Below are 19,095 nucleotides of genomic sequence, written 5' to 3' on the forward strand. Positions count from 1 at the left end.
CGAGCCGGTGATCTGTCCGGGCTGCGCGGCCGCGAGGTCGTGGTCACCGAGAAACTCGACGGGGAGAACACCACCCTCTATGCCGACGGGCTGCACGCCCGGTCGCTGGATTCCGCGCACCATCCCTCGCGGGCGTGGGTGAAGAGCCTGCAGGGGCGGATCGGCGCGGAGATCCCGCACGGCTGGCGGGTGTGCGGCGAGAACCTCTTCGCGCGGCACTCGATCGCCTACGGGGACCTGGAGAGTTGGTTCTACGGGTTCTCCGTCTGGGGCGGCGGCAACCGCTGCCTGGACTGGGACCGGACGGTCCGGTTCCTGCGGCGGCTGGGAATTCCGGTGCCGCAGGTGCTGTGGCGGGGTGTCTTCGACGAGCGTGCGCTGCGCGCGCTGCGGTTGGACACCGTGCGCCAGGAGGGCTACGTCGTACGCACCGCCGAGGGGTTCGGCCGGCAGGAGTTCGGGCAGCGGGTGGCCAAGTGGGTGCGCGAAAGACACGTTCGAACCGATACGCACTGGATGCACGCCGCTGTCGTGCAGAACGTTCTGGGCCCGAACGCCGCGCTGTGGGCGGTGCGTTCGGGGGCGGCCGCCGATGTGCCGTCCCTGTCGGCCGCGCTGGGCGTCGCCCCTGATGCCACGGCCGCCGGCCCTGAGGCCACGGCCGCCGCCGAGGCCGCCGTAGCCGATGTGTCCGCGAGACTGGACGTGCTGGGCCGGTCCGGGGACACACGGCTGGAGGGTGTCCTGGCCGCGATGCTCCACAGCACGCGCCGGGCGTGGCTCGGGCCCCGCCTCGCGGGGCCGCTGGGCATGCCCGGCGCCCGCCGCATCGCGGACCTGGTCGGGCTGTCCCCGAGGCTTCAGCGCCCGTACCCGGACGGCGACCGCCGGACCGGGCTGGCACGCTTCGCTCTCGCCGCCGACCTGGGGGTGCTTCACGCGGTCGCAGGGGCGGTCGCGCACACCGCCGAGGCTCGCGAACAGGTCGAATGGTCCGCGTTGCACGCCGAGGAGGTCGGGCTGCTCGGCGAATCGCCGCTGGAGCCGCTGCGGGCCGGGCTGCGGGACGCACTCGCCGGCCTCGGCTCCGCCGCCGCCGACCGGTGCTGGGCGGAGGCGCGGGACGCGTTCGCCCGAGGGCGGATCTCCACCGTCGACGAGGCGGTGGCGGCGAGCTGGCGGTGGCGTTCCGGGGCGTTTCCCCGGCTGATCCATCTCGTCGGGCCGTCGGGCAGCGGGAAGAGCACCTTCGCCGGGAGTCTCCCCCGGACCGACTCGTGCGTCTCCCTCGACGATCTGCGCCGGGCCCGGGGCTCCCGGACCGACCAGCGGGCCAACGGGGAGGTCCTGCGGGAGGGACTGGGCCGACTCGACTCGGCGCTGGCCGGCGGCGGGACCGTGGTGTGGGACGCCACGTCCCTCAACCAGCACCAACGTTCCCTGGTGCACGGGGTGGCACGGCGCCGCGACGCCCTGGTCACCCACGTGGTCGCGCTGGTCGACGTGGAAGAGTTGGCACGGCGCAACAAGGGGCGTGCCCACCCGGTGCCGCCCGAGGTGCTCGCCTCGCAGTTGCACCGGTTCACCCCGCCCTACCCGGGCGAGGCCCACCGCACTTGGTACATCGGAGCGGGCGGAACCGTCGACGACACCACAGGCACGTTGGACGGCATCGTGGACGGAGGAGAGACGTGATGCGTACGAGCGACGAGATCTATCACCGGGTCCGCTGGGACCCGCGGTTCGATCCGGCCCGGTTCGTGCTGGGGATCACCCAGCGCGGCGCCGCCCCCGAGCGAGTCCCGCTGCCCTCGTTCGTACCCGGCGGCGACATCCCGTGGCACCGGGTGCTGTTCGTCGAGGCGGACGGCGAGCTGCTCTGGGACCGCACCACCGGTGTGGACCGCATCGACACGTCGGACGCCGGCCGGGTGCGGCACCCGCGCCTGCTGCGAGCACCCTTCTTCGCAGGCGGGACGCCCCACGCATGGGAACCGGCAGAGGGATGGCGACCCGCGGACGGCGCACCCCGGACGACCGTGCCGGGCGCGGGAAGTCTGCGCGTACTCACCTGGAACACGCTGTGGGACCGGTACGACAGCGACCGCATCGACACCGCCCGGCGCCGCCCCCTGCTGCTCTCGGCCCTGGAGGACGCCGACGCGGACGTCATCGCGCTCCAGGAGGTCGAAGCCGGTCTGCTCGCCCTGTTGCTGCGGGCACCCTGGGTCCGCGCCGGTTACACCCTGGGCACCGACCCGGGAGGGAAGGACGTCGAGGACAGCGGGCTGCTGCTGCTCAGCCGGCTGCCCGTACGGGAGGCGGGGCGGCACGAACTCGGACCGCACAAGGCCGTCACCGCCATCACCGTGGAGACCGGCTCCGGTCCACTGGTGGTGGCCACGACCCATCTGAGCAGTGACCACTCCCCCAACGGCCCGGCCCGGCGGCAGGCTGAACTGGGCCGGCTCGCCGAGGGACTCGGCGGCGTGGACGGCGATCTGATCCTGGTCGGTGACTTCAACGACGGCGGCGACGAACCGGCCGCCGCGCTCGGGCTGCGGGACGCCTGGACGGAGGTCCACGGGCCCGGCGACCGGACGCCCACGTTCGACCCGGGCGTCAATCCGCTGGCCGCGGTGTCCTCACTGTCCGGCCGGGCCTCCCGGCTGGACCGGATCTTCCTGCGCGCGGGACGGCTGCGGGCGACCGGGGCATTCCTGCGGGGCGACTCGCCCACAACGGACGGGCTCTACGTCTCGGACCACTACGGCGTGGAGGCGGACCTTCAACTGAGCGGTACCGATTCCACGGACGTCCTCGACGCCCGGCCGACAGCCCGCACCGCGCTGGCGTGGATACCTCCCCAGGAGCTGTGGCCGATCCTCCAGGGCATCCGCCGGGAGCACGATCCGCAGTTCCATCGCTGGCCGCCGCACGTCAATCTGCTCTTCGGTTTCGTGCCGGAGTCCGACTTCGAGCGAGCCGTCCCGCTGCTGGCCGAAGCGGCGGCCGGCACGGCGGCCTTCACCGCCCGGCTGGACGGGGTGCACACCTTCGGACACCGGGACGATGCCACGGTCTGGCTCGATCCGGCGGCGGCCGGCGAAGCACCGTGGGCAGGACTGCGCCGCGCTCTGGAGGAGCGTTTTCCGCGCTGCCGCGGGCGCGCCGAGGGCTTCACCCCCCATCTCACCCTGGGCCGGACGAGGGATCCGCAGCGTCTCGCCGCCGCATGCGCCGCCCGGCTCGACGGCATGTCGGCGCGGGTCGAAGAGCTGGTCCTGCTCTCCCGCCGGGGCGACGAACCGATGCGTCCACGCGCCACGATCGCTCTCGGAACGGGCGACGTACGGTGGCTGCCCGAAACCCCCGAACCCGCTGCCACCGAGCCGGCCGCAGAGAGCGAGGCCCGGGCCGCCCTGGCGCGCAGGACGGCGCAGCGTATCTCCGCGGCGCTGGGTGACGGAGTCGTCCAGATCGTCGGATCACGGCGCATGGGCTGCGCCCTGGCCGGAGCGGACCTGGACCTGGTCGCGGCGCTGCCGGGCAGCGCCGACCCGGTCGGCGTCCGGGCACGGGTGACCGCCGCGCTGCCGGACGCCACCCGGGTGCGGCAGGTGACCGGCGCCCGGGTGCCGGGCCTGCGGCTGCGCACCGGTGATCTGGACGTCGACCTGGTCATCGTCGCCACCGGAACGCTCGACCCCGGCGAAGCAGTGGTCCGCCGCGCCGAGTTGGGCGAGGGGGCGGCGATCGCCCTGAGTGCGGTGAGCGACGCGGACGCCGTACGGGCCGCGGTGGGCGACCGCCACACCGCTTTCACCCGGCTCGCCCGGCAGGTGAAGGCGTGGGCCGGGGCGCGCGGCCTCGACTCGGCTCCCTTCGGTGGACTGCCGGGCCTGGCCTGGTCGGTGCTGGCGGCCCGTACGACATACGAGGCCACGGACCCGGCCGCTCCGGACCTGCTCCGCCACTTCTTCGGCACCTGGGCCGCCTGGGACTGGCGGGACCCGGTCGGCCTCACCCCCACCGGAACGGGACCGCACACGCCCGTGGCACTCATGACGCCCACCGATCCCGTCCGCAACTGCACCGGACAGGTCGGCGCCGGCTTCCGGGACCTGCTGACCGATGAGCTCTACCGCGCCTGGACCGTCCTGGAAACGGCGGCGGATGCGGGCACGGACCCCTGGCCCGAGCTGTTGTCGCCGCCCTCCCTGCACCGGCAGCACGCGGCCTGGGCGATCCTGACCGTACGCCCGGGCCCTGCCGAGGAGTTCGAGGAGACTCTGGGGCGCGTCCGGGGGCGCCTGCGAGCGCTGCTCACCGCTCTGGAGGACGCCGGAGCGGGGGATGCGTACGCCTGGCCCCGCCCGTTCGGGACCGGGCCGGCGGTCGCACGGTACGCGATCGGCCTCGGCCGCACCCCGCCCGAGGCTGCCCGGCTCGCGGAGATCTCCGAGGAGTGGGGCGGAGACCTGCGCGGGGTCGACGTCACATGGGCGGAGTGCGGCACCGTACCGACCCTGCGCTGACTGGAAGGTGACGCGTCGAGGGACGTCACCCCCGAGCCGGATCCCGCGGGTGCCGGCTTCGGTCAGGGCCTCGACGATGCCGTGGAGCGCCGGTACTTCCGGCGCGGTCCCGCGGGCTTTCGGCCGGCGCTCCGGCCTTCGGTTTCGACCCGCTGCCGGGTCATGGATCAGCGGCGATCCCGCACCACCACGCCTGCCGGTAGCGGTCCCGGGAGCCCGCCGGGACCTCCGGGCAGGGTGTCCTGCCCGTCGGTCGGGGCTATGTCCGTGTTCTCGCTCGCCGGTCGATCAGCCCTCCAGATCCCCCCGCATCTCGACGAAGAGCTTTCCCGCATCGGCGAGCGTGCTGTCCTCGAAGAGCGCGACGGCCGCCGTTCCCTCGTCGGCCCACCCGCAGATGACGTTGCCCTCCTCGCTCAGCGAGGCGAGCAGGCACTCCACCGAGCCTCCGAGCGGTCCGGGCTCCACCGGCTGCGCCTCGGGCTGCCCCAGCTCGGGGTCCCACTGGATGTACTCGATCATGCCCCGGAACAGGTGCTCACGGCGCTTGTTGGTGTCCTCGGGCACGTGGTCGACGCCCTCGAACAGCACCGGCGCACCCTGTCCGCCCGGGTCCCCGTAGTTGCCGATGACCAGCGTCATGCCGTCCCGCATCTCGCCCGGGTCGACCGGGGCGTCCGTCAGGGTTTGTTCTCCCGTCAGCTTGTCCAGGCCGCCCGCTCGGGGGGCGTCCACCAGGGTGCGCGGACCGCTCTGCTCCGCCGAAGGCGTCGGCGACGCGGATCCGGAGGCCTGCTCCCTCGGGGGAGCGTCGGGGTCGGGGAGGCCCGTGTAGTCCTCCCGGCAGCCGCTGACCGTCAGCATCGCCACCACCGCCACGGCCGTCAGGCCCGCTCTTGTCGCAGATGCGCGCTTCATGAAACCCCCCACTGTCGCTTCACTCCTGGTGTCCCCCCCGCCGCTCTGAGTGGCGGTCATGGTCAGTGACGAGTCGTTCCGGCCGGACGGTTCCCACCCCCGGGCACGAGGATCTGCCGCACAGTGCAGCACCCGAGGGCACTGTCACTGCGCGGCGTCGGACGCGACGCCGCGCACGTCCTGTCCCTGCTCAGTCGCTCACGCTGACCGCAGCGGCGACGATCGCTCGGTCTCTCTTCTCCTCGTAGCGGGGCACAGGCTCGACGTAGTACGCGCCGAATGATCTCGCGCGTGTCTCGTCTCCCCTACCGTGGATTCATGGCGGCGCCGCTGGACGTGCTGGTGGTGGGGGCGAGGCCGACCGGTCTGGCCCTCGCCGCGCAGCTGCGCTCGTACGGGGCCCGGTTCAGGATCGTCGATCGTTGTCTCGACCGGGTGCGGGAGTCGCGGGCGCTTGCCGTCCAGCCCCGCACCCTGGAGGCGCTGGCGGGCTTCGGGGTGACGGACGAGTTGGTGGCCCGGGGCAACCCGGCGATGCGGCTGCGGCTCCACCTGGCCCGCCGCGTGGTGGCGCTGCGCCTGTTCGACATCGGGCTGACCGACACGGCGTATCCGTTCCTGTTGTTCCTCTCGCAGGCCGAGACGGAGCGCGTCCTCTGCGAGTATCTGGCCGCGCGGGACGTGCCGGTCGAGCGCGGCACCGAACTGGTCCGGCTGCAGGCGGCGGACTCGTTCGTCGACTGCCGGCTGCGCCGCGGTGACGGCTCGCAGGGGGCCGTGGAGGCGCGCTACGTCGTGCTTCCGCCTCCACAACCGTGGCGCCGCCCGCTACCGCTTGGGCCCCTGCTTCCTGGCGGGCGATGCGGCCCATATCCACAGCCCGGCCGGCGGGCAGGGCATGAACACCGGCATCCAGGACGCGCTCAACCTCGGCTGGAAGCTCGCCCTCGTCCGCCGGGGCGTGGCACCCGAGGAACTGCCGGCAACGTATGAGGCCGAGCGGGCACCCGTCGGCCACAGCGTGCGGCGCTTCACCGACCGCGCCTTCACCATCGCCACCAGCAGCAACCCCTTCCTCCGCATCGGCCGTACCCACATCGCCCCGCGTCTGGCCCCGCTGGCGCTACGCGCGGCCAAGATCCGCGGGCGGCTCTTTCGGACCGTCTCCGAACTGGGCATCCACTACCGGCGCAGCCCCGCCTCCACGGCCGGCTCACGACCGCCCAGGGGCGGGCCGAGAGCCGGCGACCGGCTGCCCGACCTGCCCCGCGGGCTGCAGGCACGCACGGCGGCACCGGGCTGGCACCTGCTGCTGTCCGGGCCACCACCCCGCTGGCCGGACGAACGGCTCTCCTCGGCCCTGGAGGGACGGATCGCCCTGGTCTCCGTCCACCGGCTCGGCGGGCAGAGCCCGTGGCCGGGCACCGCGCAGGGACTCGTCCGCCCCGACGGCTACCTGGGCTACGTCGCACGAGGAGCCGACCCGGACGGCCCGCGGACCTACCTGGACCACTGGCTGCCGACCGGCCACCGTTGAATCCACCCGCCGCACTGCGGCCGGCGGCCTCCCCGACCGCAGACCCTGCACCTGAGCTTGGCGTTTAACGTCGCAGGTCACTCGACCTGCTGAGATCCCCGGGAACCGGCGGCACCTGACGCAGCCGTTCTTCACGCTTCGAGATGTCGAGTAACGAAGCACGAGGGAACGGCCGCTGCCTATGAGTCTCCCCGTCGGCGCGCCCGCAGGCGAGGCATTGGGCGTGTTGTCCCGCTTTCGGGCCGACTTCTACGACTGCCCGTACCGCCGTGCCGATGCGCTCTTCGAGCTCACCGACGCGATCTTGTGCGCGGACGAGCCGGTGAAGACCCTGGTCGAGATCTGCCTGGCGGTCGAGCACCGACGGGGGCACTGGGCCCTGTATCCCGCGCTGGACCGGGGCTGGCTGGAGCCGACGCGATTGCGTCGCGCGCTGGTCGGCCTGCCGCTGCCGAGGACGACCGACGGGCGCATCGTGCTGGCGGTGGATCTCAGCAACTGGCTCCGCCCGGACGCCCTGACCAGCGACGACCGGCTGTTCTGCCACGCCTACGGGCGCGGAGACCGCAAGACGGATCAGTTCGTGCCGGGCTGGCCGTACTCCTTCGTCGCCGCCCTGGAGACCGGCCGGACCTCCTGGCTCATCATCGCCGCCCATACCCAGCTCCGCCTCGCCCGACCGCTCGCCGAGGACCTACACCGGCCCTGGGAGAGACCAGCCGAATCCCGCCGTCTCACCCCCGCCCGAGTAAGGTGGGCGATGGGCTCCGGGATCGTGCTGGGCATGGAGTCGTCCTGCGACGAGACCGGCGCGGGCCTCGTACGGGACAGGCGGCTGCTGGGTCACGCGGTGGCATCGAGCATGGACGAGCACGCCCGCTTCGGCGGAGTTGTGCCCGAGATCGCGGCACGTGCCCACCTCCATGTGCTCCGCCCGGTTGTGTACCGCGCGCTGACGGATGCCGGTCTGCGCCTGTCCGACATTGGAGCCGTCGCCGTCACCACCGGACCGGGCCTGTCCGGTGCACTACAGGTCGGACTGGCGGGAGCCAAGGGCATCGCGTACGCGCTCGGTGTTCCGCTGTACGGGGTGCACCATCTGGCCGAACCTGCGCCCCTGAACGTGTCGATCGACCCGTCGGCACCGCTGGAGTACGCAGCCCTGCACCCTGTCGCAGCAGAGAAAGCGGTGGCCGCCTGATGTCCATCGACATCCGTGTCCACGGGGACGCCGGGCTGCTCACGCACACCGACGCACTGCGCTCGGTGTGCGTCGCCGCATTCTGCGCTCCGCCCTGGAACGAGGACGAGGAGAAGGCAATCGAGTTCGTGTCCCGGCTGCCGGCCGGCGTACGCCGTCCCGGGTGCACGGCTGCGGCCGCCGTGCACGACGGGGACGTCGTCGGCTTCGCCACCGCGTGGACCACCCCGGCGATCTTCCCAACCGACCGCTGCTATCCCCAGGCCACGGCCTGCATCGGCCCCGAGCACGCCGCCGACTGGCTGTGCGGTGCCCGGGAGATCGGCGAACTCGCCGTCCGTCCCGCCGCCCGCGGCACCGGCCTCGCAGGCGACCCCCTCGAAGCGGTGACCGAGGACGCGCCCGAGGGGCGTGCCTGGCTGCTGGCCTCCGTCCAGAACGCGCGGGCCATGGCCTTCTATCGCCGCCGAGGCTGGACACAGGCCACTCACCCCTCCCCCGACAGCAAGGGCATAGTCGTCTTCCTCGGCCCACGCCACCCCGCCCGAGACCTCGCCCCACTTCCCCTGTAGGCCTCCGGAGCCCCGCCTTGCGTACCGCCGAGATCCGCCGGCGCTTCCTCGACTTCTTCGCCGAGCGCGGCCACACCGTGGTCCCCAGCGCCCCGCTGCCGACCCTCGATCCGACGCTGCTGTTCGTCAACGCGGACATGGTCCCCTTCAAGCCGTAGCTGACCGGTGAGGCACCGGCCCCTGGCCGCGCGACAAGCGTGCAGAAGTGCGTGCGCACCCTCGACATCGAAGAGGTCGGCCGCACCACCCGGCACGGATCCTTCTTCCAGATGAAAGGCAACTTTTCCTTCGGCGACTACTTCAAGGATGAGGCGATCCCCCTCGCCTGGGAACTGTCGACGGCGGGTACGGCCTGGATCCGGACCGCATCTGAGTGACCGTCCACCACAGCGACTACCGACCTCACCCTGGAGACGGCCGCCGAACAGGGCGTGGAAGTCGACCGCGAGGGCTTCTCGACCCTCATACGTGAGCAGCGCGAACGGGCAAGGGCCGACGCCCGCGCCCGCAAGGCCGGCGGCAACGACCTTCCCGCGCTGAGCCCGGTTCTGGACGCGCACGGCCGACCGACTGGCGTGCCTGGGACACCCTGGCCACCGGCTCCCAGATTCTGACGATCCTGGGCCACTCCGGTCCGACATCGGTGGCCCGTGAGGGCGAGATCGTCACCGTCGTGCTGGACCGCACCACGTTCTACGCCGAGTTCGACGGCCAGGGCAGCGACGAGGGTTCTCTCTCCGGGACGTCGGTGGAGGCAGGGTACTCGACGTGCAACGACCGGTGCCGGGCCTGGTCGTCCACCAGGTCCGCGTCCTGTCCGGGAAGCCGGCCGCCGGTGACCCGGTGCATGCCGCCGTCGCCCCCGAGTGGCGACTCGGCGCCCGCCGGACCCGCTCCGGCAGCCACGTCCTGCACGCCGTCCTGCGCCAGATCCTCGGCCCCACCGCCCTGTAGTCCGGCTCCTACAACCGCCCCGGTCACCTCCGCCTCGACTTCTCCTGGCGCGGCGCCCTCTCCCCCACCGTCCGCAGCGAGATCGCGGGACCCGCGCGGCGTCACGGGAGGGGCCGGGAGCGTCGGAGCGGCGTTCCCCGCCCCGTGATGTTCCCGTACCGGGTGTCTCGGTTCAGCATCCGGATCGCGGACGCGGGGTCCACCGGCTTGCGCCGCCCACTAGGGTGTCCGGTGCAGCTGGTTCGCCCCGTCCGCCAGGCGGGAGCGTCGCAAGAGGGAACCCGGTGGAAATCCGGGACTGCCCCGCAGCGGTGAGCGGGAACGACCGCCGTCATACGCACTGGGTCCGACACACGGTCCTGGGAAGCGACGGCCAGTAGGTGTCCTCACGGAGTGAGGACGTGCCCGCGAGTCCGAAAACCTGCCAACTGCCCGTGCACGAGACGTCTCGTGCGCGGACATCCCGGTGACCTCGAGGGCGGGTCGGCGCACATACCAGGCGGACGACCGTCCCTTGCCACGCCGGGTCGCCTCCGTCCGGTCCGTCGCCCCTTCGCGCTTCTCGTCCCGTTGCCGGGATCTCAGGGATTCATCTCGCGAAGGAGATCTCCGTGACAGCGAAGTCCGCAGCCGCGGCAGCACGGGCCACCGTGTACGGCTACCCCCGCCAGGGCCAGAACCGGGAACTGAAAAAGGCGATCGAGGGCTACTGGAAGGGCCGCGTCACCGCGGACGCCCTCCGCACCACCGCCGCCGATCTGCGCCGCACGAACTGGACGCAGCTCGCCGAGGCGGGCATCAGCGAGGTTCCGACCGGCGACTTCTCGTACTACGACCACGTCCTGGACACCACCGTCATGGTCGGCGCGATCCCCTCCCGCCACCAGGACGCCGTCGCGGCGGCGGACGCCCTCGACGGGTACTTCGCCATGGCGCGCGGCACCCAGGACGTGGCGCCGCTGGAGATGACCAAGTGGTTCGACACCAACTACCACTACCTGGTCCCCGAACTGGGCCCGGACACCGTCTTCACCGCCGACTCCACCAAGCAGGTCGCGGAACTCAAGGAGGCCCTCGCCCTGGGCCTGACCGCCCGGCCGGTCCTCGTCGGTCCGGTCACCTACCTCCTGCTGGCCAAGCCCGCCCCGGGCGTGGCCGCCGGCTTCGATCCGCTCGCCCTGCTGGATCGGCTGCTCCCGGTGTACGCCGAGGTCCTCGCCGACCTGCGCGCGGCCGGCGCCGAATGGGTCCAGCTCGACGAACCCGCGCTCGTCCAGGACCGCACCCCGGCCGAACTGAACGCCGCCGCCCGCGCCTACCGTGACCTCGGCGGCCTCACCGACCGGCCGAAGCTGCTCGTCGCCTCCTACTTCGACCAGTTGGGCGAGGCGCTCCCAGTCCTGGCCAAGGCTCCGGTGGAGGGTCTGGCCCTGGACTTCACCAAGGCCGCCGCCGCCAACCTGGACGCGCTCGCCGCCGTCGGCGGACTGCCCGGCAAGCGGCTGGTCGCCGGCGTCGTCAACGGCCGCAACATCTGGGCCAACGACCTCGGCACATCGCTGTCCACGCTCGGCACCCTGCTAGGTCTGGCCGACCGGGTCGACGTGTCCGCCTCCTGCTCCCTGCTGCACGTTCCGCTCGACACGGCCCTGGAGCGGAACATCGATCCGCAGATCCTGCGCTGGCTCGCGTTCGCCCGGCAGAAGACCACCGAGATCGTCACGCTCGCCAAGGGCCTCACCCAGGGCACCAACACGATCACCGGGGAACTCGCCGCCAACCGGGCCGACCTGGCGTCCCGGGAGAACTCCCCCATCACCCGCGACGCGGCGGTCCGCGCCCGCACCGAGGCCGTCACCGACGCCGACGGCCGCCGCTCGCAGCCGTACGCCGAGCGTGCCGCCGCCCAGCGCGCCCACCTGGGTCTGCCGCTGCTGCCGACCACCACCATCGGTTCCTTCCCCCAGACCGTCGAACTGCGCACCGCCCGGGCTGACCTGCGCGCCGGGCGCCTCGACACCACCGGTTACGAGGAGCGCGTCAGAACCGAGATCCAGGAGGTGATCTCCTTCCAGGAGAAGACCGGCCTGGACGTCCTGGTGCACGGCGAGCCCGAACGCAATGACATGGTGCAGTACTTCGCCGAGCAGCTCACCGGCTACCTCGTCACGCAACACGGCTGGGTCCAGTCCTACGGCACCCGCTACGTCCGCCCGCCGGTCCTGGCCGGCGACATCTCCCGCCCCGAACCGATGACCGTGCGCTGGACGACCTACGCCCAGTCCCTCACCGACCGCCCGGTCAAGGGCATGCTCACCGGGCCGGTCACCATGCTCGCCTGGTCCTTCGTCCGCGACGACCAGCCCCTCGCCGACACCGCCCGCCAGGTCGCCCTCGCCCTGCGCGACGAGGTGAACGACCTCGAGGCGGCCGGGACCTCGGTGATCCAGGTGGACGAACCCGCGCTGCGCGAGACGCTCCCGCTGTGCGCCGCCGACCGCCCTGCCTACCTCGCCTGGGCCACCGAAGCCTTCCGACTCACCACGGCCGGTGTCCGCCCGGACACCCAGATCCACACCCACATGTGCTACGCCGAGTTCGGCGACATCGTCCAGGCCATCGACGACCTCGACGCCGACGTCATCAGCCTGGAAGCCGCCCGCTCCCACATGCAGGTCGCCCGCGAACTCGCCGCCCACGGCTACCCGCGTGAGGCAGGACCCGGTGTCTACGACATCCACTCCCCGCGCGTCCCGAGCCAGGAGGAGGCCGCCGCACTGCTGCGCACCGGCCTGAAGGCCATCCCCGCCGAACGGCTCTGGGTCAACCCCGACTGCGGCCTCAAGACCCGCGACTGGCCCGAGACCTGCTCCTCGCTCGAGAACCTGGTCGCCGCCGCCCACACCGTCCGCGACGAGCTGCACGCCTCCTGATCCGGTCGGCTCACCGGGGGCCGGGACGAGAACGCCCGGCCCCCGGTGAGCCACGCGGCCTGTCGGCCGCCGCAGCCGTCGCAGCGATACGAGAGGCCCCTGGACGAGGCAGAAACCGCACAACGTCGTGGTCAGCGGAAGGCCGATGATCGCCGTGCCCGCGAAGGAGTTTGAGGACCTGTTCGTCATGCGCCGACAGCTGGGCAGCCGACCGGGAAGACCACCACACCGGGGACCGTCCTCGACGCGGCGACGAGCTCGGCCACGCCGTCCGGCTGCATGATTCCGTGACCCCGACATCCGGCACCGGGACCATCACCTCGCTCAACGGCAAGGCCAACAGCGGCTCCAACACCTAAAAGGTGAGCATCGACGGCTCGTCGTTCGCCTCCGCCACGCGGGGCACGGTCGTGGGTGTCGGTGACACGATCGCCGTGCGCTGGGGCGCGTGATCCCGGTGCCGGGGCCGTAGGGCCGCGGCATGCGCATCGTCTCCCTGCTGCCCGCCGCGACCGACATCGTCGCCGAACTCGGACTGTCCGAGCAGCTGGTCGGCCGCACGCACGAGTGCGACTGGCCGCCGCGGGAGGTGACGCCGGTACCCGTAGTGACCGGCTCCGACCTCAACACGGAGATGTTCCAGCGGGTCACGCCACCACCGCTGACGTCTTTGATGGTGCAGACCGAGAAGTCGTCGAACGAAGCGCACCAGGTGCCGTCCCGGGTGGATTTCCGCTTGCGCGCGGCGTTGTCGAGCGCGGCGGTCGGCGTCGGCACGGCGGTGGACCGTGGTCTGCGGGTTCGACCGGCAACCTGTCCCCCAGAGGGCACGACTGCGGCGGAGGCTTGACGAACTCCGATGCCCGACAACATCTGCCTGCACCGAACACGCCTGGCACTGTGATGCCTTCACCCACGGTCTCTGTAGCCGCAGTGCCTGCCGTGCCCGGCTCCGGCGGGCACGTACGGCGCTCCCGCTGCCGCTCACCTCATAGGTGGTCTCGACCGGCCAGACAGCAGTCACCGCACTTCGAACCGTTCGGCGCACGGTAGTAGAGGCAGCAACTACGGCGGCGGAACGTGAGATCCGGTCCGGTGATCACTCCGGTACCCGCAAGCCGTCCGGTGCCCAGCAGCTCGGCCGTCAAGCCGGTGAGCGGCTCGCGCAGGCCGGGGCGGGCCGCCAGCAGGACATGGGCCGCCCCAACGAGCGCCGAAGCGGCGTTCCCGTCCAGCAGACGCGGGGCGATCCTGACGTGGAGTCCGGCCGCGAGCGCCTGCAGATGCCGCATCACTTGCTCATTCAGGGCGAGGGTGGGTTCGGACAGTCGCCCGGTGTACCAGCCGGCGGGGCGGGGCATACGGAGAGCCGGTCCGCCATCAGCCCGCTGCAGTCCGCTCAGATCCGGGACGATCCCGTGCAGCAGTACGCAAGCCAGAGCAGGGGACCAGAGGCGTGCGGCGTGTCCGAGGTGGGCGATGGACACGCCGATCCGCAGTTCGCGGGTGTGGTGCCGTTGCGTGACAGCGTCGGCCAGGTCGGTGAAGCCCCTCGCATAGGAGTGGTCGAGCGGATGCCAGCCCTCGTCCCGGCCGCCGACGTGCAGGACGAAGAAGCCGCCGAGAGCCGCCACGTCGTGCAGGGCCGCGGTGACGGCCTCTGCAGACGCCCGAGCATGTTCGGTCATGTCGGGGCGCTTCCTTTCTGGCGAGTGTCCCGATGCGAGATCAGTGAGTGAGCGTGAGTGCCCGGCTCGTCCGGCAGCGGGTCACCGCCGAGGCGTGCGGGCCCTCCTGGCGGGCACGGCTTCAGGAGGCCGTACGTCGCCGCGGTGGCGTGATGGCGTACAGGTCGAGGATGTCCGGCCGGGGTGCGACGCCGGGTCCGCCGGCGCGTGCCCAGGCGGCGATGTCCTCAGTGGCGTCCGGGTCGTTGACCAGCCCGAGCCAGACGGGCCGGGCACCGGCGGCCCGGCCCGCGGCGGAGGGCTGAACGACGATGACATTGGCCTGTTCGCACACGTCCAGGCAGGCGGACACCCGCACGGGTACCTGTGCGCGCAGGCGTGCTGTCTGCGCCGCGTGGTCGACTCCGATCACCTTCAGGCTGCCGCAGCAGCAGTCCCGGCACACGACGACCCGGCAGGGCACCGGGGCAGGTGAAGTTGCCCCAGTTTGATGGACAACCTTTTGCTTTGGGACACTGGGTCCCGCAAGGAGGAGTTCATCGCGCCAAGGACGCGTCCGGCCTACCCGCCGGAGTTCCGTCGCCAGATAGTCGAGCTGGTCCGCTCTGGCCGGTCGCCGGAGGAGCTGGCCAAGGAGTCCGAGCCGTCCGCCCAGACCATCCGGACCTGGGCCAACCAGGACCGGATGGACACCGGGGAACGCCCCGGCTCGACCAGCGACGAGAAGGAGGAACTCGCCCAGCTGCGCCGCGAGGTGAAGCAGTTGCGCGAGGAGAAGGAGATCCTCCGCAAAGCCACGGTTTCCTTCGTCCGGGAGACCAGCCGGTGATCTGCTACCGGCTGATTGACGAGAACACGGCACACCACGAAGTCTCCCTGATGGCCCGGCTGCTGGGTATGTCGCGGCAGGGCTACTACGCCTGGAGGGACCGCGCCCCCTCCCGCCGCCGGCGGGAGGACGCCGAGCTCACGGAGAAGATCCGCGGGCACCACGAGCGGTCCCACGGAACCTACGGAGCCCCGCGCATCCATGCGGACCTGCGCGAGATCGACGGCCTGTCCGTCGGGCGCAAGCGCGTCGCCCGCCTGATGCGCAAGGCCGGGCTGGCCGGCGTGCACCGCCGCACCGGCCGGGTCTCGCTCACCCGCCAGGACCGGCAGGGCACGGCCGCCCCCGACCTGATCGGCCGCGACTTCACCGCGAGCGCGCCGAACCTGCGCTGGACCGCGGACATCACCTACGTCCCCACCGATCAAGGCCGGCTCTACCTCGCCGTGATCATGGACCTGTTCTCCCGCCGTATCGTCGGCTGGGCGATGGCCGACCACATGAGAACCGAGCTGGTCACCGACGCCCTCGCCATGGCGGTCACGGCCCGCAGACCCCGCCCCGGTCTCGTGCATCACAGCGACAAGGGCTCCCAGGGTGGGTTCAAGGGCTCGTCGCAACACCTCGATGTGGAGGTGTGGGATGGGACGGCCTGCAGGATGGACGACGAAGATGACGGGGCGTCCAGCGATGCGCTCGCCGGGCACGCCTCCGATCCGCCGGGAGATCGAACGCGCATTCTGGCGCAAGATCGCTGAAGGGCTGACCAGCGAGGATGCGGCCGTCGCGTGCGGCGTATCAGGACCTGTGGGTTCACGCTGGTTCCGCCAGCGTGGAGGCATGCCGACGATCGAACTGGGCCCGGGGTCGGGCAGATACCTGTCGCTTACCGAACGCGAGGAGATCGCGCTGCTGCGCACGCAGGGGTGCGGGGTTCGTGAGGTGGCCCGTCGGCTGGGTCGGGCGCCGTCGACGATCTCGCGGGAGCTTAAGCGGAACGCCGCGACACGCTGCGGTCGGCTTGAGTATCGGGCCTTGACCGCCCAGTGGAAGGCGGAGCTGGCCACACGACGCCCCAAGAGCGCAAAGCTGGCCACCAACGAAGCCCTGCGCGCCTATGTGCAGGACAGGCTCGTGGGTGCGGTGAGCACCGCCGGACAGTACCCGGGCACTGGGTCCTGAGGTGCCGACATGGAAAGGGCGCAACAAGCCCCGGCACCAGGACCGAAGGTGGGTAAGGGCGTGGAGTCCGCAGCAGATCGCGAACCGGTTGCCGCTCGACTTCGCGGACGACCCGTCGATGCGCATCTCGCACGAGGCGATCTACCAGGCCCTCTACATCCGTGAGCGAGGCGGACTCGAACGGGAACTGGTCACCTGTCTGCGTACCGGCCGTGCGCTGTGAGTTCCTCGGGCACGGGCCCGCCGGCGCGCCCAGGGGCACGTCACGCCGGAGACCGTGATCAGCCGGCGTCCCGCCGAGGCGGAAGACCGGGTGACGCCCGGGCACTGGAAGGGCGACCGTGCGACACGAAGTTGCACGAATTTGAGTGGACTGACCGATTGGAGAGGCAGTTGATGAAGCTGTAGGTGCAGTCACGGGTCCGTGTCCATAAGACCCGTCCCCGCCCTTGACGTGCGATGCCGGTAACGGCGTGGTGCGAAGCTCAGGGGAAAGCCCAAGGACTCCCATTCCATCCGGGAGTTACCGGCAAGGGGAAGACCGGACGGGTGAAGTATATGAACTCCCGATGATGCCTCGTGATCCCAAGCCCCGCCGATGGAGTGCGTGAGTGGGGTGCATGGCTAGCCGTTGAGAAGCGGCAGGTGCTGGCCGGTAGAGGTCACTCCGGCCAGGTGGACACCGCCGCCTCGGGGTAAAGGGAGCACCCACCCCGGTCGTATCTCATTCGTGTGGAACGTGGAAACCCCGTTGGGGTCCGGGCCATTTTGGCCCGGTCAGCCGCCCGTAAGGAAGGCTAAGCGGGAGGGAGTTTCGTAGTATCGTCGATCGGCCAAACAGTAAAGCTGGCTGGTCTGTAGGTCGGGCACAGGCTGCTCTTTCAGTGATTCGAGGCCCGGGCGGACCGGTCCACAGCACTCGCCCGGCTACCGTCCCACGAGCTCTACCGCCACCCACAGTAGGCCGAAAATTCAGCAACGGGGCGACACGGCTGAGGACCGGGGCCCGTGGGAAAGCCCGGCTGAACCATCCGGTGATACGCCCCGTCCTCTCGGGCGGTGCGTCGACGGGCATTTCGTGGGGGCGAATGCTAGGGCACAGAGGGTTGATTCCTGCCTGATTCCCGGTGTTCCCGTAACTCCTGACGGCATGTGGGTAGCGTCTGCGGTCATCACTCGGCCGGAGGGTGAGGCCCGGCCGGGGTCGTCCAGAACTGAGGGAGCGGATACTGATGCTGACTGTGGAGACGTCTCTGAAGGAGGCGATGACCTCGATCGAGGGGAGCGTGGCGGCCGCGCTGGTCGACTACACGAGCGGCATGGCGCTGGGAACGCTGGGCGGGGGCAAGGACCTCGATCTGACGGTGGCCGCGGCGGGGAACACCGACGTGATCCGGGCGAAAGTCCGCACGATGGAGATGCTGGGCCTCAAGGACGACATCGAGGATGTGCTGATCACCCTCAGCAGCCAGTACCACCTCCTCCGGCTGATCAGGGGCCGCGGAGGCAATGGCCTGTTCCTGTACCTCATCCTGGACAAGGGCCGGGCGAACCTGGCCATGGCCCGGCACCAGCTCAGGCGCATCGAGGCGGAACTGGAGCTGTAGCCGTCCCTTGTCTCCCGGCTCCGCATGCCCACGAGTTGAAAGAGTCTTCAACTCAGCACATCTGAATGTGATCAAGCCAGGGCAGGCCGGGCCGGGAGACGGGAGGATGGCTGGAGCTGGGCACCGAAGATCCGGCAGGTCCAGCTACCGGTCCTGGAACGGCCGAACCGTGGGTTGGGAGTGTTGTCGCATGCAGGTGCCGCTGTACCAGGCCAAGGCGGAGTTCTTCCGTATGCTCGGGCATCCCGTCCGGATCCGTGTACTGGAGCTGCTCCAACACGGTCCTGTACCCGTACGCGAACTCCTGAGCGTGATCGAGATCGAACCATCGAACCTCTCCCAGCAACTCGCGGTACTGAGACGGTCCGGCATCGTGATCTCCATCCGTGACGGCTCCACCGTCAGCTACGCCCTCGCCGGCGGCGACGTGGCGGAACTCCTGCGCGCCGCACGGCGCATCCTCACCGAACTCCTGGCCGGACAGAATGAACTCCTCGCCGAACTCCGGCACACCGAAAGCTCGGCGCAGGCGGGGTCTTCGGCTTTCCCCCCTCCGGGGAGATGACCTCTGGCCGCTGGGGGCGTTGAAGATGTGGATGCCTTCAGAGCGGACGGATCCGGAACGGCTGGGTGGTCGAGACGACCATGGTTGGGCCTCGTCCCGGCCGCCGGCCGTTACGGAGGCCGGCGAGTTGCTCATCGACCAGATCGTCGCGGCGGTCCAGACTGGTAATGACCCGGCGATCCGGGCTTGCCGGCGCGGCTCGCCTGGGTTGCCGATGTCGCGGTGCTTCTGCGACTGCACCGGCGCCTCTACGAGGACGTCCCCGGCTGACCGGGTTCAGAGCCTGGGCCGGCCCCCTTCCGTTCCGGGATCCGGTTCACTCGTATGAGTGCATAGCCGGATCTCCAGCTGACCTGATCCCGCCTGATCCGCTCAGCTGGGCCGCGAAACATTCGGTGCGGGTGGGGAGATGGGGGTGGGATCAGTGCACGTGATCGGTCCGGTGGGGTGGGTGCTGACCGCGGCTCTGGGCGACTACGGGACCTCCCCCCGGGTGGTGGACACCCTGACCTCCGGCCCCGGTGGGGGCCGGGAGAGGGTGACCGATTATGGTGATGAAGGTCTATTCGCC

At 71.1% G+C, this 19,095-nt stretch carries 12 protein-coding genes, 7 pseudogenes and 1 riboswitch; of the genes and pseudogenes, 15 read left to right on the forward strand and 4 right to left on the reverse strand.

Annotated elements, in window-relative coordinates; translation table 11 throughout:
• Together ACFYQA_RS37690 and ACFYQA_RS37695 are read left to right on the forward strand one after the other, a co-directional pair.
• A partial coding sequence (locus tag ACFYQA_RS37690; RefSeq protein ID WP_388928024.1) for an RNA ligase family protein occupies positions 1-1,695 on the forward strand: 1,695 nt, incomplete at its 5' end.
• The gene (locus ACFYQA_RS37695; RefSeq protein WP_388928026.1) at positions 1,695-4,538 is read left to right on the forward strand and encodes a poly(A) polymerase; all 2,844 of its coding nucleotides are present in this window, start codon (positions 1,695-1,697) and stop codon (positions 4,536-4,538) included. The genes ACFYQA_RS37690 and ACFYQA_RS37695, both read left to right, overlap by 1 nt.
• Positions 4,539-4,826: 288 nt before the next feature.
• Here ACFYQA_RS37695 and ACFYQA_RS37700 read toward each other — a convergent pair whose 3' ends face one another.
• Entirely contained in the window at positions 4,827-5,456 is a 630-nt protein-coding gene (locus tag ACFYQA_RS37700; protein WP_388928029.1) for a hypothetical protein, read from the reverse strand.
• 318 nt (positions 5,457-5,774) lie between these two features.
• Between ACFYQA_RS37700 and ACFYQA_RS37705 the strand changes: the two are divergent.
• The 8 genes and pseudogenes from ACFYQA_RS37705 to ACFYQA_RS37740 form a co-directional block, all read left to right on the forward strand.
• Positions 5,775-6,180: pseudogene (locus tag ACFYQA_RS37705) on the forward strand (FAD-dependent monooxygenase); the annotation flags it as partial.
• A gap of 33 nt (positions 6,181-6,213) precedes the next feature.
• Positions 6,214-6,993 carry an FAD-dependent monooxygenase gene (locus tag ACFYQA_RS37710; RefSeq protein WP_388928033.1) on the forward strand — a complete coding sequence of 260 codons (780 nt, stop codon included), beginning with the start codon at positions 6,214-6,216 and terminating at the stop codon, positions 6,991-6,993.
• A 181-nt stretch (positions 6,994-7,174) separates the two neighbouring features.
• Positions 7,175-7,633, forward strand: a pseudogene (locus ACFYQA_RS37715) (transposase); the annotation flags it as partial.
• A 120-nt stretch (positions 7,634-7,753) separates the two neighbouring features.
• Positions 7,754-8,098: pseudogene (locus ACFYQA_RS37720) on the forward strand (tRNA (adenosine(37)-N6)-threonylcarbamoyltransferase complex transferase subunit TsaD); the annotation flags it as partial.
• Between the two features lie 95 nt (positions 8,099-8,193).
• Positions 8,194-8,766, forward strand: coding sequence for a GNAT family N-acetyltransferase (locus ACFYQA_RS37725; RefSeq protein WP_388928036.1), 573 nt, complete (start codon positions 8,194-8,196; stop codon positions 8,764-8,766).
• 17 nt (positions 8,767-8,783) lie between these two features.
• Positions 8,784-9,822: pseudogene (locus ACFYQA_RS37730) on the forward strand (alanine--tRNA ligase-related protein); the annotation flags it as partial.
• Positions 9,823-9,941: 119 nt separating this feature from the next.
• Positions 9,942-10,164, forward strand: a riboswitch (cobalamin riboswitch).
• A gap of 167 nt (positions 10,165-10,331) precedes the next feature.
• Positions 10,332-12,653: a 5-methyltetrahydropteroyltriglutamate--homocysteine S-methyltransferase gene (metE, locus tag ACFYQA_RS37735; RefSeq protein ID WP_388928039.1), complete on the forward strand. Its 2,322-nt coding sequence runs from the start codon at positions 10,332-10,334 to the stop codon at positions 12,651-12,653.
• Positions 12,654-12,851: 198 nt separating this feature from the next.
• Positions 12,852-13,105 (forward strand): annotated as a pseudogene (locus ACFYQA_RS37740) (hypothetical protein); the annotation flags it as partial.
• Positions 13,106-13,280: 175 nt separating this feature from the next.
• Here the strand turns inward: ACFYQA_RS37740 and ACFYQA_RS37745 are convergent.
• The 3 genes and pseudogenes from ACFYQA_RS37745 to ACFYQA_RS37755 all read right to left on the reverse strand — a co-directional run.
• A pseudogene (locus ACFYQA_RS37745) lies at positions 13,281-13,436 on the reverse strand (DUF4430 domain-containing protein); the annotation flags it as partial.
• A 206-nt stretch (positions 13,437-13,642) separates the two neighbouring features.
• Positions 13,643-14,341, reverse strand: a complete 699-nt coding sequence (locus ACFYQA_RS37750) for a (2Fe-2S)-binding protein (protein ID WP_388928042.1) — start codon at positions 14,339-14,341, stop codon at positions 13,643-13,645.
• A 121-nt stretch (positions 14,342-14,462) separates the two neighbouring features.
• On the reverse strand, positions 14,463-14,804 hold the full coding sequence (locus ACFYQA_RS37755; protein WP_388928045.1) for a (2Fe-2S) ferredoxin domain-containing protein: 342 nt from the start codon (positions 14,802-14,804) through the stop codon (positions 14,463-14,465).
• Positions 14,805-14,843: 39 nt separating this feature from the next.
• Between ACFYQA_RS37755 and ACFYQA_RS37760 the strand changes: the two genes are divergently transcribed.
• From ACFYQA_RS37760 to ACFYQA_RS37780, 5 genes and pseudogenes are all read left to right on the forward strand, one after another.
• Positions 14,844-15,170 carry a transposase gene (locus ACFYQA_RS37760; RefSeq protein ID WP_388928048.1) on the forward strand — a complete coding sequence of 109 codons (327 nt, stop codon included), beginning with the start codon at positions 14,844-14,846 and terminating at the stop codon, positions 15,168-15,170.
• Positions 15,167-15,928: an IS3 family transposase gene (locus ACFYQA_RS37765; RefSeq protein ID WP_388928051.1), complete on the forward strand. Its 762-nt coding sequence runs from the start codon at positions 15,167-15,169 to the stop codon at positions 15,926-15,928. The genes ACFYQA_RS37760 and ACFYQA_RS37765 overlap by 4 nt, the downstream gene beginning before the upstream one ends.
• A pseudogene (locus ACFYQA_RS37770) lies at positions 15,813-16,692 on the forward strand (transposase); the annotation flags it as partial. The gene ACFYQA_RS37765 and the pseudogene ACFYQA_RS37770, both read left to right, overlap by 116 nt.
• An 892-nt stretch (positions 16,693-17,584) precedes the next feature.
• Positions 17,585-17,959, forward strand: a complete 375-nt coding sequence (locus tag ACFYQA_RS37775; RefSeq protein ID WP_332425397.1) for a hypothetical protein — start codon at positions 17,585-17,587, stop codon at positions 17,957-17,959.
• A 190-nt stretch (positions 17,960-18,149) separates the two neighbouring features.
• A complete protein-coding gene (locus tag ACFYQA_RS37780; RefSeq protein ID WP_055625691.1) occupies positions 18,150-18,524 on the forward strand; it encodes a helix-turn-helix transcriptional regulator in 375 nt (124 codons plus the stop codon).
• Positions 18,525-19,095: the final 571 nt, after the last annotated feature.

The sequence above is a fragment of the Streptomyces sp. NPDC005774 genome (assembly GCF_042871645.1).
In the GTDB taxonomy this organism is placed as follows: domain Bacteria; phylum Actinomycetota; class Actinomycetes; order Streptomycetales; family Streptomycetaceae; genus Streptomyces; species Streptomyces pratens.